The organism is Micrococcus sp. LASM2_SD2 (genome assembly GCF_057364565.1).
Genome location: NZ_JBNFOB010000016.1, coordinates 1 through 19,904, shown reverse-complemented (window position 1 = coordinate 19,904; position 19,904 = coordinate 1). Strand labels below are relative to the sequence as shown.

At 71.4% G+C, this 19,904-nt stretch carries 17 protein-coding genes and 1 pseudogene; 6 read left to right on the top strand and 12 right to left on the bottom strand.

The window, feature by feature from the left end; translation table 11 throughout:
* Positions 1–255: 255 nt before the first annotated feature.
* The 7 genes from AC2W7A_RS02140 to AC2W7A_RS02110 form a co-directional block, all read right to left on the bottom strand.
* Positions 256–915, bottom strand: a complete 660-nt coding sequence (locus tag AC2W7A_RS02140) for a LysE family translocator (RefSeq protein WP_485989893.1) — start codon at positions 913–915, stop codon at positions 256–258.
* Positions 916–1,120: 205 nt separating this feature from the next.
* Entirely contained in the window at positions 1,121–3,427 is a 2,307-nt protein-coding gene (gene purL, locus AC2W7A_RS02135; protein WP_485989892.1) for a phosphoribosylformylglycinamidine synthase subunit PurL, read from the bottom strand.
* Positions 3,424–4,218, bottom strand: coding sequence for a phosphoribosylformylglycinamidine synthase subunit PurQ (gene purQ, locus AC2W7A_RS02130; RefSeq protein WP_485989891.1), 795 nt, complete (start codon positions 4,216–4,218; stop codon positions 3,424–3,426). Before purQ ends, purL begins: the two co-directional genes overlap by 4 nt.
* On the bottom strand, positions 4,218–4,484 hold the full coding sequence (gene purS / locus AC2W7A_RS02125; protein ID WP_485989890.1) for a phosphoribosylformylglycinamidine synthase subunit PurS: 267 nt from the start codon (positions 4,482–4,484) through the stop codon (positions 4,218–4,220). The genes purQ and purS overlap by 1 nt, the downstream gene beginning before the upstream one ends.
* Positions 4,485–4,835: 351 nt before the next feature.
* The gene (locus tag AC2W7A_RS02120; RefSeq protein ID WP_485989889.1) at positions 4,836–5,390 is read right to left on the bottom strand and encodes a hypothetical protein; all 555 of its coding nucleotides are present in this window, start codon (positions 5,388–5,390) and stop codon (positions 4,836–4,838) included.
* 760 nt (positions 5,391–6,150) lie between these two features.
* Positions 6,151–6,765: a TetR/AcrR family transcriptional regulator gene (locus AC2W7A_RS02115; RefSeq protein ID WP_485989888.1), complete on the bottom strand. Its 615-nt coding sequence runs from the start codon at positions 6,763–6,765 to the stop codon at positions 6,151–6,153.
* A complete protein-coding gene (locus AC2W7A_RS02110; protein ID WP_485989887.1) occupies positions 6,758–8,428 on the bottom strand; it encodes an MFS transporter in 1,671 nt (556 codons plus the stop codon). The genes AC2W7A_RS02115 and AC2W7A_RS02110 overlap by 8 nt, the downstream gene beginning before the upstream one ends.
* A gap of 163 nt (positions 8,429–8,591) precedes the next feature.
* On the opposite strand from AC2W7A_RS02110, the gene AC2W7A_RS02105 reads away from it, so the two are divergent.
* On the top strand, positions 8,592–9,251 hold the full coding sequence (locus AC2W7A_RS02105) for a YchJ family protein (RefSeq protein WP_485989886.1): 660 nt from the start codon (positions 8,592–8,594) through the stop codon (positions 9,249–9,251).
* Between the two features lie 89 nt (positions 9,252–9,340).
* Here the strand turns inward: AC2W7A_RS02105 and AC2W7A_RS02100 are convergent, their stop codons facing one another.
* The 3 genes from AC2W7A_RS02100 to AC2W7A_RS02090 all read right to left on the bottom strand — a co-directional run bounded on the left by AC2W7A_RS02100 (position 9,341) and on the right by AC2W7A_RS02090 (position 10,281).
* Positions 9,341–9,484, bottom strand: a complete 144-nt coding sequence (locus AC2W7A_RS02100) for a hypothetical protein (protein WP_485989885.1) — start codon at positions 9,482–9,484, stop codon at positions 9,341–9,343.
* Between the two features lie 80 nt (positions 9,485–9,564).
* On the bottom strand, positions 9,565–9,762 hold the full coding sequence (locus AC2W7A_RS02095) for a helix-turn-helix transcriptional regulator (RefSeq protein ID WP_485989884.1): 198 nt from the start codon (positions 9,760–9,762) through the stop codon (positions 9,565–9,567).
* Between the two features lie 3 nt (positions 9,763–9,765).
* Entirely contained in the window at positions 9,766–10,281 is a 516-nt protein-coding gene (locus tag AC2W7A_RS02090) for a hypothetical protein (RefSeq protein WP_485989883.1), read from the bottom strand.
* 362 nt (positions 10,282–10,643) lie between these two features.
* Here AC2W7A_RS02090 and AC2W7A_RS02085 point away from each other — a divergent pair, with 362 nt between their 5' ends.
* Entirely contained in the window at positions 10,644–11,405 is a 762-nt protein-coding gene (locus AC2W7A_RS02085; protein ID WP_485989882.1) for a hypothetical protein, read from the top strand.
* A gap of 93 nt (positions 11,406–11,498) precedes the next feature.
* On the opposite strand, the gene AC2W7A_RS02080 is transcribed toward AC2W7A_RS02085, so the two are convergent.
* Entirely contained in the window at positions 11,499–12,431 is a 933-nt protein-coding gene (locus AC2W7A_RS02080) for a 3-methyladenine DNA glycosylase (protein WP_485989881.1), read from the bottom strand.
* A gap of 298 nt (positions 12,432–12,729) precedes the next feature.
* On the opposite strand from AC2W7A_RS02080, the gene AC2W7A_RS02075 reads away from it, so the two are divergent.
* The 3 genes and pseudogenes from AC2W7A_RS02075 to AC2W7A_RS02065 all read left to right on the top strand — a co-directional run bounded on the left by AC2W7A_RS02075 (position 12,730) and on the right by AC2W7A_RS02065 (position 17,183).
* The gene (locus AC2W7A_RS02075) at positions 12,730–16,119 is read left to right on the top strand and encodes a S8 family serine peptidase (protein ID WP_485989880.1); all 3,390 of its coding nucleotides are present in this window, start codon (positions 12,730–12,732) and stop codon (positions 16,117–16,119) included.
* Positions 16,100–16,312, top strand: a complete 213-nt coding sequence (locus AC2W7A_RS02070) for an S-layer homology domain-containing protein (RefSeq protein WP_485989879.1) — start codon at positions 16,100–16,102, stop codon at positions 16,310–16,312. Before AC2W7A_RS02075 ends, AC2W7A_RS02070 begins: the two co-directional genes overlap by 20 nt.
* A 151-nt stretch (positions 16,313–16,463) precedes the next feature.
* Positions 16,464–17,183 (top strand): annotated as a pseudogene (locus AC2W7A_RS02065) (YoaK family protein).
* A 118-nt stretch (positions 17,184–17,301) separates the two neighbouring features.
* Here AC2W7A_RS02065 and AC2W7A_RS02060 read toward each other — a convergent pair.
* A complete protein-coding gene (locus AC2W7A_RS02060) occupies positions 17,302–18,588 on the bottom strand; it encodes an aspartate kinase (RefSeq protein WP_485989878.1) in 1,287 nt (428 codons plus the stop codon).
* A gap of 300 nt (positions 18,589–18,888) precedes the next feature.
* On the opposite strand from AC2W7A_RS02060, the gene AC2W7A_RS02055 reads away from it, so the two are divergent.
* On the top strand, positions 18,889–19,904 hold a 1,016-nt coding region (locus tag AC2W7A_RS02055), incomplete at its 3' end, for an ABC transporter ATP-binding protein (RefSeq protein WP_485989877.1).

The following is a 19,904-nucleotide window of genomic DNA, read 5'->3' as shown; positions in this document are numbered from 1 at the left end:
GCCGTGAGCCGGGTGTCCCCGGCCGGCCGGCCGAGCGGTCTGGGCGTGCGGGGTGGCCGCGGTGGCCGCTCTGGTGCTCGCGATGCTGCCGAACCTGGCCGTGACCCGCCTCGGGCTCGACCTGCCCCTGGCCCTGCTCGGGACCGTGTGCACCGGGCTCGCGGTGCTGCTGGCCTGGGTGCCGCCCGGCGCCCGAGGACGTCCGCGCAGGCAGCCCAGGACTGGCAGACCGGGCGGCGCGGGTGGCCGCAGCACTCAGTGCGAACGGTCCAGCAGCAGCGCGCCTCCGAAGAACAGGAGGGCGCTGCCGGTCACCCGGTCGATCCACGCCGCGGCGCGGGGGCCGGAGAGGAACCGGCGCGCCGCGTGGGCGGCGCCGATCAGCGCTGCGAAAAACACGAGCGTCATCGCCACGTGCACGCCGGCCAGGGACAGCCCCATCAGCCAGGCCGGCACCCCGGACGCCATGAACTGCGGGATCATCGCCAGGTAGAAGACACCGACCTTCGGATTGAGCATATTCGTGGTGAACCCGCGCAGGAAGCCGCGGGAGAGCCGCTCGGGACGAACCGGACGGACCTGCTCCAGCATGTCCGTCACCGGGTCCGGATCCTGCCCTGCCTTCCCCAGTGTGCCGCGGATCATCGTGACGCCCAGCCAGATCAGATAGGCGGCACCGGCCACCTTCAGTACCGTGTACGCCGTCTCCGACGCCGCGAGCAGCGCCGCGATGCCCGCCGCCGCCGCCACGCCCCACAGCAGGGCGCCCGTGCAGATCCCCAGCCCCGTGACGGCCGCATGGGCCCGCCCCTGCGTGAGCGCCGAGCGCAGCACCAGGGCCATGTCCAGCCCCGGGGTGATCGTCAGCAGCAGCGCGATGCCGGTGAACGCCACCAGCGCCTGGCCGTAGTCCATGCCCTTGCCTCCCGTCGTCCGCGTCTGCGAGCAGGATAGAGCCACCGGAGGCGCCCCGCGGAGAGACACACGGACAGGGTCCGCCAGGGGAGACGACGACGGCCGCCCACCTCGATCCCGCAGGTGCGGGATCCAGGCGAGCGGCCGTCGTCGGGAAGCCGGCGCCAGCCGGTCACCACACGGAGACGGGCGCCGGCGGTGCGGCTCAGCCGAAGTGCTTCGGCAGGGTGGCCTCCCAGGCCTCGCGGAGCTCGGCGATCGGCAGGGTGAACTGGCCCTGGACCTCGAGCGCCGCGGAGCGGGCGTCCACCACGCCGATGCGGGCGGCGGGGTAGCCGCGCGCGGTGGTCATGTCCGTGAAGCGGACCTCCTCGGTGCGCGGGACGGACACCACGGCACGGCCCTGGGACTCGGAGAACAGGGCGGTGAACGCGTCGATGCCGTCCCGCTCCAGGACCTCGTCCAGCACCACGCGGGCGCCCACGCCGAAGCGCAGCACCATCTCGGACAGGGTGGCCGCCAGGCCGCCGCCGGAGACGTCGTGCGCGGCGTCGACCATGCCGTCGCGGGAGGCGTTGATCAGCAGGTCGCCGAGCAGCTTCTCCTTCGCCAGGTCCAGCGTCGGCGGCACGCCGCCCAGGTGGTTCCGCAGGCGGGCGAACTCGGAGCCGTCCAGCTCGTCCGCGGTGGCGCCCAGCAGGTAGATCGCCTGGCCGTCCGCATCCTGGCCGAAGCCGGACGGGGTGCGGCGGGAGACGTCGTCGAACTGGCCCAGCACGCCCACGGTGGGGGTCGGGTGGATGGCCACGCCGCCGGTCTGGTTGTACAGGGAGACGTTGCCGCCGGTCACCGGGATGCCCAGCTCCTGGCAGGCGTCCGCCAGGCCGCGCACGGCCTCCGCGAACTGCCACATGACCTCCGGGTCCTCCGGGGAGCCGAAGTTCAGGCAGTCCGTCACGGCCAGCGGCACGGCGCCGGCGGTGGTGACGTTGCGGTAGGACTCCGCGAGCGAGTGCTGCGCGCCCAGGTACGGGTCCAGGTAGGCGAAGCGGTCGTTGCAGTCCGTGGAGACCGCCACGCCCGTGCCGGTCTCCTCGTCCACGCGGACCACGCCCGCGTCGTCCGGGGCGGACAGGGCGGTGTTGCCGCGCACGTAGCGGTCGTACTGGCGGGTGATCCAGGAGGTGTCCGCCAGGTTCGGGGAGGACATCAGCTCCAGGACGGCCGCGCGCAGGGCGTCCCCGTCGGCCGGGAGGTCGGCCGCCGCGGCGGAGGAGCGGAAGGTGTCCGCCTGCAGGGCGTCCTGGTTCGCGGGGCGGTGGTACGGACGCTCGTACACCGGGCCGTCATGGGCCACGGTGCGCGGGTCCACGTCCACGATGACCTCGCCGTCCCAGGTGATGATCAGGCGACCGTTGTCGGTGACCTCGCCCAGCCAGGAGTACTCCACGTCCCACTTGGCCATGACGGCCTCGAACGCGGCGACGTTCTGAGGGGTCACCACGGCCATCATGCGCTCCTGCGACTCGGACATGAGGATCTCGCCCGGGGTCAGGGTGTGGTCGCGCAGGAGGACGTCGGTGAGCTCCACGCGCATGCCGCCCTCGCCGTTGGAGGCGAGCTCGGAGGTGGCGCAGGAGATGCCGGCGGCGCCGAGGTCCTGGATGCCCTCCACCAGGGAGTCCCGGAACAGCTCGAGGCAGCACTCGATGAGCACCTTCTCCGCGAACGGGTCGCCCACCTGCACGGAGGGGCGCTTGGCCGGCTTGCCGCCGTCGTCGAAGGACTCGGAGGCCAGCACGGAGGCGCCGCCGATGCCGTCGCCGCCGGTGCGGGCGCCGAAGAGGACCACCTTGTTGCCGACGCCCGAGGCGTTGGCCAGGCGCAGGTCCTCGTGCTTGAGGACGCCCACGGCCAGGGCGTTGACCAGCGGGTTGCCCTGGTAGGAGGAGTCGAAGCGGACCTCGCCGCCGATGTTCGGCAGGCCCAGGGAGTTGCCGTAGCCGCCGATGCCGGCGACCACGCCGTGCACCACGCGGGCGGTGTCCGGGTGGTCCACGGCGCCGAAGCGCAGCGGGTCCATCACGGCCACGGGGCGGGCGCCCATGGAGATGATGTCCCGGACGATGCCGCCGATGCCCGTGGCCGCGCCCTGGTAGGGCTCCACGAAGGACGGGTGGTTGTGGGACTCGACCTTGAAGGTCACCGCCCAGCCGTCGCCGAGGTCCGTCACGCCGGCGTTCTCGCCGATGCCGACCATCAGGTTCTTCTTCATCTCCTCGGTGAGCTTGTCCCCGAACTGGCGCAGGTGCACCTTCGAGGACTTGTAGGAGCAGTGCTCGGACCACATCACCGAGTACATGGCGAGCTCGGCGGCCGTGGGACGGCGGCCCAGGATCTCCTTGATCCGGGCGTACTCGTCCTCCTTGAGGCCCAGTTCGGCCCAGGGCTGCTCCACCTCGGGGGAGGAGGCGGCGTGCTCCACGGTGTCGATGTTGAACTGCTGGCTCATGCGGCACCTCCGGAGGCGAGGGTGGTCAGGACGGACGTGAAGAACGGCAGGCCGTCGAGGCCGGTGCGCAGGCCGTCCTCGGTGTCCGGGCCGAAGCCGGGCTCCACGGCGTGCTCCGGGTGTGGCATCAGGCCGACGACGTTGCCGGTGGCGTTCGTGATGCCCGCGATGTTCCGGCGGGAGCCGTTCGGGTTCACGTCCAGGTAGCGGAAGACCACGCGGCCCTCGCCCTCGAGCTCGTCGAGGGTGTGCTCGTCCGCCACGTACTGGCCGTCCTGGTTCTTCAGCGGGATGGTGATCCGCTGGTCCTTGGCGAAGTCACGGGTCCAGGCGGTCTCGTTGTTCTCCACGGCGAGGGCCTGGTCGCGGCAGATGAAGTGCAGGTGGTCGTTCTTGATCATCGAGCCCGGGAGCAGGTGGGACTCGGTGAGGATCTGGAAGCCGTTGCAGATGCCCAGGACCGGCAGGCCCTGCGCGGAGCCGGCCTTGCCGCCGGCGGCCGCGGCGATGGCGTCCATCATCGGGGCGAAGCGGGAGATGGCGCCTGCGCGCAGGTAGTCGCCGTAGGAGAAGCCGCCGGGGATCACCACGGCGTCCAGGTCCTTGAGCGAGGCGGCGGCGTCCTCGTCCGCGTGCCACAGGGACACGGGGGTGGCGCCGGACAGGCGGACGGCACGGGCGGCGTCCACGTCGTCCAGGGTGCCCGGGAACGTGACGACGCCGATCCTCGCGCCGTTGAGCTCGGTGGTGGGGGTGGAATAGTCCCCGATCAGCGGGATCTCGGCAGGCATCAGGCGGAGGCCTCCGACTCGTCCAGGACGGCGACGTTCACGACGTCCTCGATCACCGGGTTGGACAGCAGCTCCGCGGCGGCGGTGCGGGCCTGCTCGAGGATCTGATCGGTGACCTCGCCCTCCACGGTGAGCTCGAAGCGCTTGCCCTGGCGGACCTGCTCGAACGCGGTGAAGCCGAGGCGCGGGAGGGCTCCGGCGATGGCCTTGCCCTGCGGGTCGAGGATCTCGGGCTTGGGCATGACGTCGACGACGATGGTGGGCATCCACTGCTCCTGAATGTGCGTTCGGTGATGTGCCGGTGGGGCCTGCGGTGTGCAGGGAGCGGTGTGCGCCCCGCATGCGAAGGCCCTCGGCACGGTACGGGAAGCACGGCAGGGCGCCGTCGGTGCCGTCTCACGCCGGCCAAGGTGCCGGACGCTCCGCGTGCTTGCCCGCCCAGTCTAGCCGGGGGCGAGGGCGGTGGATCGGGTGCGGGGTGGTGCAGGCGTGCGGGTGGAGACCTGCTGGCCTGGGAGCGCGGGTCGGCAGCCGTCAGCGCCGTCGGCCCGGCCGACACTTTTTCACGGAACCTGCCTGAATCAGGAAGGTCCTGCGAAAAAGTGTCGGTCTCGTGGTCACCGTCTTCGAGGAACTCCTGAACGAAGAAGTTCCTCGGCCAGCCGGTCCGGTTCCATGAGGTCCGCCCAGGTCCAGTGAGCCTGGTGCCGCACTAGCGCACGCAGCCCTCGATCCCTTTCCTGCTCGCGCCGGATGGAAGCGCGGCGCTGCGCGGGGTTGTCGTGCAGGTCGATGTCGTACTTGCCGACCCCGTCGAACTCGCCGGTCGCGCGGACGGACTCCCACCAGAAGTCCGTCCGCGCCACGAACCCGCCCGCCTCGTCACGGAACTCCTGTTGCAACTGAGGCCGCTCGAAGCCCAGTTCCTCGATCAGCGCGCGTGAGAGGGACTCTCCCGGAGACTCAGCGCGTGGATCCACGAAGCCCCACGCCCGGTCGAAGCGGGCGGCAGCCGCTTTCGTTCGCAACAGACCCCGGTTCTCTTCGGCCCAGTGCCACGACCACGCCCCGTGCCTCCGTGCCAGCGAGTCCAGGGGAACGACCGACTCCCTGAAGACCGGTCCCGATGCCAGCTGAAGCTGCACGGTGGGCAGTCCGTCCACCTGCGCCACGGTCCTCCCCAGGTCCTTCCCGCGTGGGACTTCGACAGATTGCACATCGCCCGGCACCTGCAGTGCGTTCCACCTCAGACCCACTCGAGGTGGAAGGGGCAGACCTCCTCGTGTCTGAGAGGTGAGCATCCGGAGCGACTTCGCTCCGGCCGGTGAAAGGTGCGATGCGACGAGGGCGCGCGTCCCTCTGTGCCCACGGCTTGTGGCTCTGACCTCCAGGGTGCGGGGAGTGCTCACCAACGGCAGGCCGTGCAGGATGGCTGCGGTCCCACCCGTGAAGACCGCGGAGGGGCGGGCCAGCGCATAGCCGCAGGCGGACAGGCGGAAGCGTTCCCACGGCGCCAGCGACGCCCATAGGTGCAGCGGTACGTACATGCCCGGCAGCAGGCGGAGCAGCTCCCCACGGCGCCACGAGTCCACCAGATGCTGGCTCCCTCGGGTCGAGGCCCCGTCGGCCGCCCGCAGGAACGGGCCGTCCCCAAGACGTAGAAGGCCCGAGCCGTGTGCCGACTGCAGTGATTCCGGCACGACCGTCTGCGAAAGGGTTCGTGGCTGCCGCTGCGGAGACGAGCGGGTGTCTTGCTTCATCTGGCCAGGGTGGCCGAAACAGGTTCGGCGCCGCGTAGCCCTGTGGACAACTGCGCTGAGACCGACACTTTTTCGCGGGACCGTCCCGATTCAGGAAGGTCCCGCGAAAAAGTGTCGGTCCGCCTGAGAAGGAGAGGCAGCCGGGGAGCGGGAGCGAGCCGCCAGCCCCCACTCACCCCAGCCTGCGGGCCAGCATCCTCGCCGCGTCGTCCAGCACTCCCCGGAACAGGGCGTCGTCGCGGTGCTCGAGCCAGCTGACGGCCGCGCCGAACAGCCCGGACAGCGACTGCTCGGCCACCACGGTCACGTCCACGTCCCAGGCCAGCCCGGTGCGCGCGGCCATGTCCTCCAGCAGCTCCACCACCACGGCCCGGTACTCGCCCTGGGTCTGCCCGGACAGCTCCCGCAGCTCCGGGTCGCGCGCCGCCATCAGGGACAGTTCGAAGTACGCGGTCTCTGCATCCGGGTCCGCGATCACCGAGTCCGCATAGGCCGCGAACACCCCGGTCACCGCATCCCGCACGTCCGCCACGGTGGCGATCTCGCGTTCCCGCTGCGCCGCGGCGAGGTCGGCCATGTGGCTCAGGTCCAGGCGCATGACGGCGCGCAGCAGCTCGTTCTTCGAGGAGAACGCGTAGTGCACGGTGCCGTGCGGCACGCCGGCCTCCTTCGCCACGGCACGCGTGGTCAGGGCCCAGGCGCCGTCGCGTGCCATCACCCGCACCGCGGTCTCGGCGAGCTCGCGGCGGCGCTGCTCCAGGGGTACGTGGGGACGCTTCTCAGCCACGGGTCTGCTCCTTCCCCGCGCCGGCACCCGCCCGGTTCTGCCCCGCACCCGAGGCATCGCCCGGCTGCGTCCCGACGACGGCAGCCGCCTCCGCCTGGTCGCTCACCGCATGGCCGCTCGCCTCCTTTTCCATCGCCTCGGCGATGGACGGCTGGGCGGAGGCCGGCTGCCCCTGTCTGCCCTCGGACCGCAGTCCGCGCCAGGCCAGCAGCAGGGTGAGCGCGGCTGTGCCGATGCCGATAGCGGCGACGAGGTCCATGCCGGCCATGAACGCGCCGTCGGCGATCTCGGTCAGGCGAGTGCCGCCGTCGGGAAGGGCGGAGGCGATCTGGTGGGCGGCGGCGAGCGTCTGCGAGGCGGCCTCCGCCGAGGCCTCGTCCATGCCCGGCAGCCCGCGGTGCCCCGGACCGTGCGCGACGTAGACGGCCATGCCGGCCGTGCCGAGGACCGCGGTGCCCATGGCGCCGCCGAACTCGTAGCCGGTCTCGGAGATCGCGGCGGCGGCACCGGCGCGGGCGGGCGGGGCGGCGGTGAGGATGACGTCGTTGGTGAGGGTCTCCGCCAGGCCCACGCCGACGCCGAACAGGCCGGAGACGAGGGTGAACAGGAGCATGGTCTCGGTGCCGTGCATCTGGGTGGCCAGCGCGAAGCCGCCGATCACCAGCGTCAGGCCGGTCATGATCACGGTCCGCACGGGCATGGTGCGGGCGAGGACCGGGGCGAGCAGCGTGCCCACCACGGAGGCCGCGGCCAACGGCAGCATCCACAGGCCCGCCTCCGCCGAGCCCATGCCCTGCACGAGCATCAGGTACTGCGGCAGGAAGAACATCAGGCCCATGAACGCGAACACGGAGATCACGTTGATGGACACCGCGGAGGTGAAGGCAAGGTGGGAGAAGAGGGCGACGTCGATCATCGGGTTCGCCAGGCGGCGCTGGCGCTGGACGAACCAGGTCAGGGCCGCCCCGCCGAGGACCAGGCCGACCAGCGCGGTGGCGTCCGGGGACTTCGCGGCGGTCTTCAGCGCGTAGACCACGCCGATCAGGCCCACGATGGACAGCACCGAGGACAGCGGGTCGAACGGGCCGGGCTCGGGGTCCCTGGACTCGGGCAGCAGGAACGGGGCGGCGAGCAGGAACACCGCCATCACCGGCACGTTCATGAGGAACACGGAGCCCCACCAGAAGCTCTCCAGCAGGATCCCGCCGACCACCGGGCCCAGCGCCGCGCCGCCGGAGAACGCGGTGGCCCACACGGCGATCGCGGTGCGACGCTCGTGGCGGGCCGGGAAGATCGTGCGGATCAGGCCGAGCGTGGACGGCATGAGGGTGGCGCCGCCGATGCCGAGCAGGGCGCGCGCGGCGATGAGCATCTCCGCGCTGGTGGCGAACGCGGCCACCAGGGAAGCGACGCCGAACAGCGGGGCGCCGATCAGCAGGATCCGCTTGCGCCCGATCCGGTCCCCGAGCGCGCCCATGAAGATCAGCAGACCGGCCAGCAGGAAGGAGTAGAGGTCGATGATCCACAGCAGCTGGCTCGACGTCGGCTGCAGGTCCGCGGACAGGGCCGGGACGGCGATGCCGAGCACGGACATGTCGATGGAGATCAGCAGCACGGGCAGGACCAGCACGGCCAGGGCGGTCCAGCGGCGGACGGCGGACACGGGGCACCTCGCGGGGACGCTCGGGGATGGGACGGGATCATGCTGACACGGTTTTGGCCGTGCGGCCAAATTGTTTTGGCCAGGTGGCCGAAAGTGCGCGAGCATGCTTGGCCCTGGGCGGAGAGGCCTGCAGTGCAGGCGAGCCCGCGCCTAGCCTGGAGTCATGATCACCGCACGTCCCCCGAAGGGCGCCCGTCCGCAGGTCTCCGCCACGGACCGGGCCCGCCGTCCCCGCATCAGCCCCCTGCTGCCGACCATGGCCCTCGCCCTGGCCGGCGTCATCAGCGCCGCCCTGCGCGGCTCCCGGAAGAACACCGCCCCCACCGCCCGCGAGCGCCGTCAGGCACGCGCGGCGGCACCGCGTGAGCGTCGACGCTGCCCCTGCGGGCTGGGCCTCGCGCTCGCCGAGTGCTGCGGGCGGCTCCATGCGCGCTTCGCGGCCACCGGGGAGCTGACCGCCCCCACCGCGGAGGCGTTGATGCGTTCGCGGTTCACCGCGTTCGCCCGCCTCGGTGAGGCGGATCCGGCCCACGACGACGGCGCCGCCGAGTCCGCCGCGATGGTCGCCTACCTGCGGGCCGCCTGGGCCGCCGAGCACCGTCCGTCCGCCGCGGACCTCACCCCGTCCGCCGACGAGCCGGCGGCGCGCTTCACGCGCCTGGCCGTGCTGAGGACCGAGGGCGGCGGGCCGTTCCAGGACCGTGGCGTGGTCGAGTTCGTGGCCGTCGGGCAGGGCGGACAGGGTCGCTTCCGCCTCCACGAGGCCAGCCGCTTCCGCCGCGAGGACGGGGCGTGGGTCTACGTGGACGGTGACGTGCGCTGACCCGCACGCACGGCTGATCTCTGGACGGCCGATGCCGGGGCGGCTGCGTGATGTGCGCTCTTGGTGCGCCGACGGTCAGATGAAGACGGTCAGATGAAGAGGCCGGAGATGACCGAGAGGACGAGGGCGGCCAGACAGAGGATCGCCACGATCGTCACGATCGGCTTCGGCCGCCGCGGGGCGTCGTCCTCCTCGAATCCGTGGTTGCGCAGTTCGGGGGGCATCTCTCCCATGTGCCTCTCCTCTGTGGTCTCGGTGGCGGCTGGTGACGGCGGGCGGTGGCTGTGCCGCGAGCGCGCGGTGTGGCCGGCCTTCAGTCCTGGTCCGGGGTGAACAGGTCCTCGATCCGACGCTCGAGCACCGCGGCGAGGCGGAAGGCGAGCGGGAGCGAGGGGTCGTAGCGGCCCTTCTCCAAGGAGATCACGGTCTGGCGGGAGACGCCGAGCTCGTCGGCGAGTCGCTGCTGGGACCAGCCGAGGCGGGCACGCTCGTCGGGGATGGTGTTCTCCACGGCTCAGCCCCGGCGCTTCTGGACCTGGTAGCGGAGGGTGACGGAAAGCATCATGAAGAGCAGGAGCCCGGCTGCGAGGAGTCCCGTGTCCACCTGCCAGCCCGCCAGGCCCACGATGAAGGCGCCCAGGCCGAGCAGGATCAGCAGGTCGTGGAAGGCGCCCGAGGTGGCCTTCTCATACCAGCGCCCCTCGACGGTGTCCTCGGTGTTCCGGACCGAGCCGCGGACGGTGTCCCGGTCCACGAGGAGTGCCCACGCCAGTGCCCAGCCCGGGAGCAGGCTCGTGGCCGTCATGATCACGCCGAGAAGCAGCGGCGCGCGTGGATCCTCGTGCCCCGCGGTCGCCGCCAGTCCATACGCGATGACGCCGATCACCGCCGCAAAGAGGGTGCCGAGGAGCAGGGAGGCCGCGATCAGTCTGCCGGTTCCGCCGCCTAGCCGCGGCGAACGGCCCCAGTAGGCGCGGGAGTCCCGGCGTGGGTCGGTGGTGACGGCGGTGGGGGAGTGGTCCCTGGTCATGCTGTCCTCCTGTGGTCGTGGCCGGCGGCGCATCCGTGCGGTCCGCCGATCGGACGTTGTGAAGCAAGCTTGATAGTCAAGCATCCTTGACGTCAAGTGTGCTTGACCAGGGATGCTCGCCCGGGGGGGGGCGGCTCCGGATCGGAGGGGTGTGGACACGGCGAGGCCCCCGTCACCGCCGCCGGGATGGCGGAGGTGCGGGGGCCGTCGTCGTGAAGGAGGACCTTCCTGTCAGCTGAGGGTCAGCGGTCCAGGAAGTCGTGGATCGAGGGGGCCACCGCACGGGAGTCCAGCAGCTCGCGCCGCCCGCCTCCCCCCCGCCGGTGCACGGTCCATCACGTCGAAACATCAGAGTGAGCCCCGTGTCCCACACCGAGTCCGCCACCCGCCACACCACCCCGCTGCAGTCTGTCTCCCGCCGCACCGTGGCCACCGGCCTCGGCTGGTCCGTCCCGGCCGTCGCTGCGGCGGCAGCGGCCCCGACCTTCGCAGCGAGCCCGTTCGAGTTCGACTGCGGGCTCCGGCTGGTGAAGACCGACGGGCTGACGGACCCGGGGACCTTCTCCACGATCTCGGCCGGCTCCATCTCCGGAGGGCTGACGCAGGAAGGGTCCATGGGGACGATCTGGATCCCGAGCGCCCGATGCGGCTGCGGCGTCAAGGACCTGGCGCTGCACTACTCGGTGCCCTGCCCCGACTCGACCGACGGATCCGTGCCCTGCGCCAACCCGCAGGTGCGGCAGGTCGACCTCTCCCTGTCCGGCCGCTCCGCCTCCACGACCGCCGGCATCGCCTACCTGGCGTACCCCTACGATGACGGGTGCCGCACGCGCAACGCCACCTGGGCCGCCACCGCGGACGGCGGCGTCGGTCTCGGAGGGCCGGGCGACTACTGCTCGCGCTTCCTCTTCCACAACCAGTTCGAGGGAGGCGACTGCGGCCTGCTGCGGCTGACCGGGACGGCGGGATCCGTGACCCTGACCGCCCGCACCAGCCTGAACGAGTCCGACGGGCAGAACTGCGTCGGCGAGAACCTGCAGTTCGAGGTGCAGCTGCGGATCGTCGTCGGCGGCACCCAGCCGGCCGGGTCCGTGCTCATGGACACGGAATGCTCCTGCGTCTGACCTGACCCGGAGGTCCGGAGGTCCGGTGGCCGTCGTGGTGACGGCCCGGCCGGACGAACGTGGCGAGCTTTCGCGCCGTCGGCATCGAGATACTCAGCCGAGCGGCACGATCGCCTCGAGCAGCCGGGCGCGCAGCCGCTGACCGCGCTCGGAGAACTCCCGCTGGCGCCGCACGTACTCGGCCCGCCCTGACGCCGTCTCGATGCGGATGGGCTCGAAGCCCCAGTCCGCGAGGTCGTAGGGGGAGGCCTGCATGTCCATCTCCCGGATCTCCCAGGCCAGCTCGAAGCAGTCCGCGGCCAGGTCCGAGGGGACGGCCGGCGTCAGCTTGCCGGCCCACTTGTGCAGGTCCATGTTCCCGTGCAGGCAGCCGGGCTGCTCCATCTCCCGCATGGCCTGACGGGTCGGCTGCTCCTCGTTCAGCGGCCTCGCCTCGGGTGCGAAGAAGCGGAAGGCGTCGAAGTGGGTGCATCGGATCCGCCGGGACTCCACCACCTCGTCCGTCCCCTCGGCGCCGAGGCGCAGAGGCACCGTGGAATGGCGGACGCCGTGCACCTGAGAGCGGTAGGCCATGGCCCACTCGTGCAGTCCGAAGCAGCCGAGGCGTGCCTCGCGGCCCGCCGTACGGCCGAGCAGGTCGCGGATGAAGGCGATGCCCGTCGCCCGGTCTGCCGCGAAGGCCTCGGCGTCCACCGTCCAGCCGCCCTTCGGAGCATCCGGATGCTCGCCCGGCGCCACCCGACGGTAGTGCGTCCACTCTCCACGGGGTGCCTGTCCGAACTCCTCCGCCTCACCCGCCACGGCGGAGCCGGAGGCGTCGTCGGCCAGGATCACGCCCAGCCCCGGGTGCCACCGCTGCAGCGAGCCCGCGGACTGGCTGTAGTACGTGAACAGGAAGTCGTAGACGGGGTGGCGGCGGCCGTCGTCGTGCAGCGCCATGAGCGGGGCCGTCCTCCGGGCGATCCGGTCGCGATGACGGCGCGCGGCGGCACGCCAGGCGACCGTCGGCAAGACGGTGTCCGCCATGTGGGACGGCGCAGCAGGGTCTTGGTTCGCTTCGTCGGATCGCATGGTCTTCGCATTCTCCCTGGCCCCGGCCGTCGCAGCCGAGAGGGCGGATCCGGTCCGGTTGCCGCAGTGTGTCGCATTCAGGTCACGGTCAGGTAACGGGACTGACGTTCAGGGTGTACTCAGGTATAGATTTGGGCTCGCGTGTATGGCCTGGATCACGTCCTGAGGGGAAAGGGACACCGGAGCCCAACGCGCACATCACCGCCCGGTTCCGGGCGGAAGTCCATCTTCACTGGTGAGGAAAGGCGAGGTTATGTCACATAACCCTCAGCGTGTCCGGGGACTCCGGGCGCTGGCCGCAGCCGTCGCCGGTGCCGGAATGGTCGTGGCCCCCGTTGCGGGCGCCCCGGCCATGGCGGCACCGGCGGACGGGCCGCAGGTCAGCTCGACCAACGGCGTCCCGACGCTTACTGACAAGTACGAGGCCGGCCGCTACTTCGTGGTCCTGAAGGAGAAGCCCTCCGTGACCTACACCGGCGGCGTCGCCGGTCTCGAGGCCACCGCCTCCAAGGGCAAGGGCTTCGACGTGAACCGTCCCTCGGTCGCGAAGTACGAGCAGCACCTGAGCGTCGCCCAGGAGGCCGTCGCGAAGAAGGCCGGCGTCAAGGCGCAGATGAAGTTCCAGCGTGCGCTGAACGGCTTCGTCGCGGACCTGACCCCGGCCCAGGCCATGGCGCTGTCCAAGGACGACCGCGTCCTCGGCATCGCCAAGGACGAGCAGCAGGCTCCGGACTACTCGTCCACCGAGTTCCTCGGCCTGCCGGGCGCCGACGGCACCTGGAACAGCACCTACGGGGGCCCGTCGCAGGCCGGCAAGGGCGTCGTCGTCGGCGTCATCGACTCCGGCATCTACCCGGACCAGCCGTTCGTCTCCGGCGACCCGGTGCAGCCGCTCTCGGGCGAGCCGCAGGTCGGCGAGCCGTACAAGACGGAGGACGGCCGCACCGCCATGCTGAAGGCGGACGGCACCACCGCCTACGCGGACTGCGAGACCGGCCCGGACTTCCCGGCCAGCTCCTGCAACGACAAGATCCTCGGCGCCTACGCGTTCTCCGAGGACTTCGAGCGGTTCGTCCCGATCAGCAAGCGTGACCCGAACGAGCGCATCTCCCCGCTGGGCGTGTTCTCGCACGGCACCCACGTCGCCACCACCATCGTGGGCAACGACGGCGTCGATCAGATCATGAACGACACCTCCTACGGCGAGGGCTCCGGCGTCGCCCCCGAGGCGAAGCTGATCTCCTACAAGATCTGCTGGGAGGACACCGATCCCACGACCGGCGGCTGCTACACCTCCGCCTCCGTGGCCGCGATCGAGAAGGCCATCGAGAACAACGTCGACGTTTTGAACTACTCGATCTCCGGCAACAACAACTCCGTGGTGGACCCGGTGGCCCTGGCCTTCCGCTCCGCCGCCGAGGCCGGCATCTTCGTGGCCGCCTCCGCCGGCAACTCCGGTCCGGGCCCGAACACCGTGAACCACTCCTCCCCGTGGCTGACCACCGTGGCCGCCCAGACGTTCTCCAACGAGCTGACCGGCACCGTGGAGTTCGAGGACGGCACCAAGTACCGTGGCGCCTCCTCCATGACCGAGCCCGTGGGCCCGGCCGAGGTCATCCACGCCTCCGAGGTGGCCGCCACCGGCGCCACCACGGCCAACGCCACCCTCTGCCTCCCCGGCACCCTGGGCGACGCCACCGGCAAGATCGTGCTCTGCGAGCGCGGTCAGAACGCCCGTGTGGAGAAGTCGGAGGTCGTCAAGGCCGCCGGCGGCGTGGGCATGATCCTCGCGAATCCGACCCCGAACTCGCTGGACGCCGATCTGCACTCGGTCCCGACCGTGCACGTGGACGACGCCTCCATCATCGAGAAGGTCAAGAACGCCGACCTGCAGGCCACCCTCCTCCCCGAGGACACCACCGGCCTGCCGCAGGAGCCGCTGCCGCAGGTGGCCGGCTTCTCCTCGCGTGGCCCGTCCAACGCGGAGAACCAGGAGTTCCTGAAGCCTGACGTGGGCGCCCCCGGCGTCGCCGTCCTGGCCGGTGTCTCCCCGCTGGACCCGTCCTACGGAGGCGACACCTTCGGCCTGATGTCCGGCACCTCCATGGCCTCGCCGAACCTGGCGGGCATGGGCGCGCTGCTGGCCGGCAAGCACACCGACTGGTCCCCGATGGCCATCAAGTCCGCGCTGATGACCACCGCGGACCCGGTGAAGAACGCCGACGGCTCCGAGAACCTGGACAACTTCGCCACCGGCGCCGGCTCCGCCAACCCGAAGGCCGCCGCGGCCCCGGGCCTGGTCTACGAGTCTGATGCCAAGCAGTGGGACTCCCTGCTGTTCGGAGACATCTCCGGCCGTGACGTCAACGTCCCGTCCGTGGTGATCCCGGACCTGGTGGGCTCCACCCAGGTGAAGCGCACCGTGACCGCCACCCAGGCGGGCACCTGGAAGTTCACCTCGAACGTCCCGGGCTTCGACATCCAGGCCTCCCCGTCGACCGTGTCCCTGAACAAGGGCCAGTCGGCCGAGGTCACCCTGACCATCTCCCGCACCGATGCCGCCCTGGACACCTGGACCCACGGGTCCATGTCCTGGGAGCGCCCGGCCGCCCAGTCCGTGACCTCCCCGGTCACCCTCAAGGCCAAGGCTGCGTCGGTCATCGCCGAGGCGGGCACCGCCGACATCGTCGACGAGGGCGCCTCCGGCTCCCACGACGTCGAGATCAAGGCCGGCAACACCGGCCAGCTGACCCCGTCGATCGCGGGTCTGAACAAGGGCGAGTCCGAGGGCGTCACCAAGACCCCGGGCGGCAGCCTGGACGTGGTGGAGAACAAGTCCACCGCCGTGCGCACCGTGTCCGTGGCCGAGGGCGTGGAGGCCTTCACCGTCTCCATCAACGCCGGCCGCACCGGCTCTGACTGGGACCTGTTCGTGTTCACCCCGTCCGGCCAGCTGGTCGAGCGGGCCACCGCGAGCGACTCGGAGGACGTGACGTTCAACTCGCCGGAGGCCGGTGAGTACACCGTCATCGCGTACCTGTTCGCCACCGCCGACGGCACCGCCGACGACGCGACCCTGGAGACCCTCCAGCTCACCGCCGACGCCGGCAACATGACCATCGAGCCGAACCCGATCTCGGTCGTCACGGGCCAGACCACGGAGGCCACCGTCTCCTGGTCCGGCCTGACCGAGGGCGTGTGGCGCGGCGTGATCACCTGGGCTCCGGGTGTGACCTCCAACGTCACCATCACCGTGGGCGCCGACGGCGGCCCGGTGGACCCGGACGTCTGCGAGATCCCGGACTTCGCCGACAACCCGGAGGGCTCGCGCTACTACGAGTCCATCCGCTGGATGCAGTGCGAGGGCCTGACCATCGGCTACACCGCGGACAACACCTTCCGCAAGGATCGTGACATCTCCCGCGGCGAGTCCCTGGCGTTCATCTACCGCTACCTGGCTCCGGAGTGGGTCGCTCCGACCACCTCCCCGTTCACCGACATGGAGCCCGGCGTCACCTTCTACGACGCCGTGACCTGGGGCGAGGCCACCGGCGTGACCGGCGGCTACGCGGACGGCTCCTTCCGTCCGGCCCGGCGTGACCCGCGGCGAGTTCGCCTCGTTCGTGTACCGCGCAATGGGTGAGCCGGAGTTCACCGCCCCGGCGGAGTCCCCGTTCACGGACATCCGCCCCGGTGAGACCCACTACACCGCCATCACCTGGCTGCACGCCCAGGGTCTGGCCCGCGGCTACGACGACAGCTCGTTCGGCGTCACCCGCGACATCAGCCGCGGTGAGGTCGCTGCGTTCCTGTACCGCATCGACGGCACCCGCTGAGTCGGGCTCGGGTCGCCTCGGTGACCTGACCTGATCGGGGAAGGGCCCCGCACCACACGGTGCGGGGCCCTTCTGCGTCCCTGGAGCGGGCGGCGGGTCATCCCGCTCCACGGAAGAAGAACGGGTCCGGGAGGTTCCTAGAATCCTCACCATGCCCTCCCCTGCCGTGCCCGCCCCCGCCGCCCCGTTCACGCGCCGTCAGGGCCTGTTCGCGGCGAGCCTGACGGGGGTGGCCGGCTTCGTGGAAGGGCTGGCGTTCATCCACCTGGGCGGCTACTTCGTGTCCTTCATGTCCGGCAACTCCACGCGTGCCGGGGCGGACCTGGCCGAGGGGCTCGTGGAGGGCTGGGCGAAGGCCATGGGCCTGGTGGCGGCCTTCGTACTGGGGGTGATGCTGTCCTCGGCGGTGCTGTGGCGGTGCCGTCGCCGGCACGGGACGCCGGAGGACGGCCCGTAGCTGGCCGCCGTGGCCCTCACGCTCGGCATCCTCGTCGTGGCCGCGCTCCTGGCCGTCGTGGCGGACCTCGCTCCGCACCCCGTCGCGCAGGCGGCGGACCTCGTGGTCCCGCCGGTCGTCGCGGCGGCCATGGGGGCGGTGAACGGCACGTTCACCCGTGGGGGAGAGGTGACGGTGGGCCTGACCTACATGACCGGCACCCTGGTGAAGACCGGGCAGCACCTCGTCTCCGCCCTGACCGGCGGCAGCCGCACACTCTGGCTGCAGTACCTGGGGCTGTGGGCGGCCATCGCGGCGGGGTCGATCCTCGGGGCGTTCGCCTACCTGCAGATCGGCCTCCAGGCCCTCTGGTTCGCGGTGGCCTCACTCGCGCTGTCCCTGTTCCTCGCCCGCGGACGACGGCACCTCACCTGAACCCGGCACCGCACCTGAGGTGCTGGTGTACCTGAGGCGCTGGCGCGCCTGGGGCGGTCACCGCACTGCGGACCCGCGCCGGACCGGTCCCCGTCCGGCGTCCGGGGACCGGTCCGCCTCAGCGGCCGGTGCCGCCGTAGACCGTGGCCTCCACGTCCGTGTCCAGGCCGAAGGCCGAGTGGATCGCCTTCACGGCGGTGTCCAGCTTGTCCTCCCCGGTGACCACGGAGATGCGGATCTCGGAGGTGGAGATCATGTCCACGTTCACGCCGGCCCCGTGCAGGGCCTCGAAGAAGGTGGCGGAGATGCCCGGGTTCGAGCGCATGCCGGCGCCGATCAGGGACAGCTTGCCGATCGCGTCGTTGTAGACGATGTCCTCGAAGCCGATGCGCTCCTGGGCCGCGCGCAGGGCCTCGCGGGCCTCCTTGCCCTCCACGATCGGCAGGGTGAAGGAGATGTCCGTGCGGCCGGTGCCGGCGCGGGAGACGTTCTGGACGATCATGTCCACGTTGGCGTTGGCCTGGGAGATCACCGCGAAGATCTCGGCGGCCTTGCCCGGGATGTCAGGGACGCCGACGATCGTGACCTTGGCCTCGGAGCGGTCGTGGGCGACGCCGGAGACGATCGGCTGTTCCATGGGTTCGCCTTCCTTGATGGTGATGGTGTCCTCGGGGTCGGGGATCACCCAGGTCCCCTCGTGATGGGAGAAGGAGGAGCGCACGTGCAGCGGCACGCCGAAGCGGCGGGCGTACTCCACGGAGCGCAGGTGCAGGATCTTGGAGCCGGAGGCGGCCATCTCGAGCATCTCCTCGGAGGACATGCGGTCGATCTTCTTGGCCGAGGGGACTACGCGGGGGTCGGCGGTGTAGACGCCGTCCACGTCCGTGTAGATCTCGCAGACGTCCGCGTCCAGGGCGGCGGCCAGTGCGACGGCGGTGGTGTCCGAGCCGCCGCGGCCCATGGTGGTGATGTCCTTGGACTCCGGGCTCATGCCCTGGAAGCCGGCGACGATCGCCACCTGGCCCGCATCCAGGGAGGTCTTTACGCGGTCCGGGTTCACCTGGACGATGCGGGCCCGGCCGTAGGAGGTGTCCGTCATCATGCCTGCCTGGGAGCCGGTGTAGGACCGGGCCTGGGATCCCTCGGCGTGGATCGCCATGGCGAGCAGCGCCATGGAGATGCGCTCGCCGGCGGAGAGGAGGATGTCCATCTCGCGGGCGGGGGCGTCGTCGGTGAGTTCGGCGGCGAGGTCCAGGAGCTCGTCCGTGGTGTCGCCCATCGCGGAGACCACCACGCACACCTCGTGGCCGGCGCGCTGGGTCTGGACCACGCGCTTGGCCACACGCTGGATGCCGGCGGCGTCCGAGACGGAGGAGCCGCCGAACTTCTGCACGATCAGACTCATGGTGTCCTGCCCTTGGATGTCGGGGTCTGTGAAGCCGGGAGCGGTCGCGGGGCGCGCCGGGGCGTGCGGCGAGACCGTTCGCGGACATCGTAGGCATCGGAGGGCGGGGCTTCCGCCATGTGAGGACGCATGTGTCCAGCCGGTGGACACCTCGGGTGCGGCTCACCGCCGGCCCCCGGTCTCCCGGCCGGGGTCCCGACGACGGCCGCGCGCCCCGGTCTTCCGCGCGGCGGTGCCGTGCGGGGCGATCTCATACCTGAGGTGGACGCGGCCGGGGACGGCCCCTGCCACGATGAGGGCATGACGCAGACCACCTCGGCCTCGATCCCGGAGGTCCCGCCGCGTCGGGAGCCCGGAGGCATCGACGCCCACGGCCTGTCGCGGTCCTTCGGGGACGTGAGGGCCGTGCAGGACATGTCCCTCTCCGTGCACCCGGGGAAGGTCACCGCACTCGTGGGACCGAACGGCTCGGGCAAGACGACGCTCATGCTCATCCTGGCCACCCTGCTGCGGCCGGACACCGGATTCGTGACGGTGGACGGGATCGATGCGATGCGGGACCCGCAGGAGGCCCGCCGCAGGATCGGCTGGATGCCGGACACCCTCGGCGTCTGGGAGTCCCTGACCTGCCTGGAGATCCTGGGGACCATGGGGCGGCTCTACGGCATGTCCGCGGCCGAGGCCGACGCAAGGGCCGCCGAGCAGCTCGAGTGGGTGCAGCTCACCGAGTTCGCCAAGCGCCCGGCCCGCGTGCTCTCGCGGGGCCAGCAGCAGCGGCTGTCCCTGGCCCGCGCCACCGTCCACCGGCCGTCGGTGCTCCTGTTGGACGAGCCGGCCAACGGCCTGGACCCGGGCTCCCGCATGCGGCTGCGGGACGACGTGCGGCAGATGGCCGCGGACGGAACGGCCGTGCTGGTCTCCTCCCACGTGCTCGCGGAGCTCGAGGAGACGTCGGACCGCGCGGTCATCGTCCGGGACGGCAGGACCGTCTCGGTCTCCGAGCTGGACGACGCCGCCGACCGCGAGCTGCGCTACCGCATCGCCGGCCCGGACCGCGCGCAGGGGGCTGCGCTGACCCGCGCCCTCGAGCAGCGTGGCGTCCCCTATACGCACGGCACCGGGCGCCAGCGCACGGGCGTGGTCGTCTCCGTCTCCGGCCGCCAGGCGGCCGCGCAGCTGCTGGCCGAGCTGGTGGGGGCCGGTGTGCCGGTGGCCCACTTCGCAGAGGAGGGCTCCCGCCTCGAGGACGCCTACCTCGCCATGGAACGTCCCGGACCGACGCCGCCGCGGTCCGGCGGCGACGGCGGGGGCGCGCG

What these genes read in the sequence shown, in the direction of transcription:
- purS (WP_485989890.1), bottom strand. Translation starts at nt 4,484, where the DNA reads ATGCCCACCATCGTCGTCGACGTCATGCCCAAGCCCGAGATCCTCGAC.
- AC2W7A_RS02060 (WP_485989878.1), bottom strand. Translation starts at nt 18,588, where the DNA reads ATGAGTCTGATCGTGCAGAAGTTCGGCGGCTCCTCCGTCTCGGACGCC.
- AC2W7A_RS02105 (WP_485989886.1), top strand. Translation starts at nt 8,592, where the DNA reads ATGATCACCGCACGTCCCCCGAAGGGCGCCCGTCCGCAGGTCTCCGCC.
- AC2W7A_RS02075 (WP_485989880.1), top strand. Translation starts at nt 12,730, where the DNA reads ATGTCACATAACCCTCAGCGTGTCCGGGGACTCCGGGCGCTGGCCGCA.
- AC2W7A_RS02090 (WP_485989883.1), bottom strand. Translation starts at nt 10,281, where the DNA reads ATGACCAGGGACCACTCCCCCACCGCCGTCACCACCGACCCACGCCGG.
- AC2W7A_RS02140 (WP_485989893.1), bottom strand. Translation starts at nt 915, where the DNA reads ATGGACTACGGCCAGGCGCTGGTGGCGTTCACCGGCATCGCGCTGCTG.
- AC2W7A_RS02080 (WP_485989881.1), bottom strand. Translation starts at nt 12,431, where the DNA reads ATGGCGGACACCGTCTTGCCGACGGTCGCCTGGCGTGCCGCCGCGCGC.
- AC2W7A_RS02100 (WP_485989885.1), bottom strand. Translation starts at nt 9,484, where the DNA reads ATGGGAGAGATGCCCCCCGAACTGCGCAACCACGGATTCGAGGAGGAC.
- purQ (WP_485989891.1), bottom strand. Translation starts at nt 4,218, where the DNA reads ATGCCTGCCGAGATCCCGCTGATCGGGGACTATTCCACCCCCACCACC.
- purL (WP_485989892.1), bottom strand. Translation starts at nt 3,427, where the DNA reads ATGAGCCAGCAGTTCAACATCGACACCGTGGAGCACGCCGCCTCCTCC.